At 41.9% G+C, this 1,162-nt stretch carries 2 protein-coding genes; both read right to left on the bottom strand.

Annotated features, from left to right (window positions below):
- A partial coding sequence (locus ACRDDY_RS17620; protein ID WP_438566234.1) for a DUF927 domain-containing protein occupies window positions 1-728 on the bottom strand: 728 nt, incomplete at its 3' end.
- 7 nt (window positions 729-735) lie between these two features.
- Window positions 736-1,162, bottom strand: a 427-nt coding sequence (locus ACRDDY_RS17615) for a toprim domain-containing protein (RefSeq protein ID WP_438566233.1), incomplete at its 5' end; no start/stop codon positions are given.

The following is a 1,162-nucleotide window of genomic DNA, read 5'->3' as shown; positions in this document are numbered from 1 at the left end:
CCATCGGCGCTTTCGCCTTTAAAGTGAAAACCTCCGCCCTCCATATTGACGAGGTTGAGCATAGGGGCAGCAAATGCTGCCGATAGTGCAAAGCATAATCGAGAATTATTGATAGCCAGCCCGGCTACGGTTGACTTCCATCCTTCTAGTGTCCCCTGTTGCTCTAAATGGCTTGAATTGATACTCATATTGTGTAAACGAATACTCTGACTTTGTGGGCCGATAGTATTTCCTGGCTGCACATAATGCTCATCATGCCAACCTGGTCGTTCAATGGTGATAATTTTTGTTGCCGGTTGGCATTTCATTAAATAATTAATTAGCTTAGATTTACCTTTATTCTCTAAGTCGATAAAAGGTAGTCCTCCGTCCATTAAAACAGAGATTACCTCCTCACCATTTTTTGATGATAAAAACCGTCTTAAAAAAGTGTGTTGATGTTCAACCCCGTTTTTGTCGAACCACTTAGCTAAAATCCCCCAACACTTACTTTGCCCATCATGCGTTGTTGCAATAACCCATACCGGGCTAGAGAATGGAACCCACTCTTGATTCTCATCGTTTTTACTGGATCGAGAATTAAGAGAGCAAAGAAAATCATTTTTAATCTTATATCCATAAGGAAGCTGTTGCTCATCATTAATAGTGATAGCCTTTGGGATGGCATCTGTAATAACGTCAGGTAGTGTAGTTAGCTGATGATTATTGCAGTTTTTATTTGTGGCCATGGTTATGTCATTTAATGTTATTCATGATTTCGTCCTGTGTTTTGGTCTGACCATAAATTTGGTAATAGTCGTTCCAATCTCCGTTAGTGATCGGTATCGCTACTAGCCCATTAATTTCGGTAGCAGCCTGTTTAGCTTTGGTCTTACCTGGGTTTCCGTTTGTTTTTGCATCGTTGTCAGCACAGAGCAAAATAATGGCGTCTGGATACTGCTGTCGGACGATCTTGGCGACAGGTAGAAGGTTTCCAGCATCCATTGCACAATAAACAGTGGCTCGAGTCGCTTGGTATACGGATAATCCGGTCGCGAATCCTTCGACAATGGCGATCAGTTCTTCACCTTTTATGAGGTGATATGCGTGTTGCTTTTGTCCGCCGAATAGATAACGTTTTAGTCCATCAGATCTAATGGCTTGCAGATTGATGATCTCACCA

This window comes from Clostridium sp. (assembly GCF_051656525.1).
Lineage (GTDB): Bacteria > Bacillota > Clostridia > Clostridiales > Clostridiaceae > Clostridium.
Note: the sequence above shows the minus strand (reverse complement) of the source record. Positions and strands in the feature narration are given on the sequence as shown.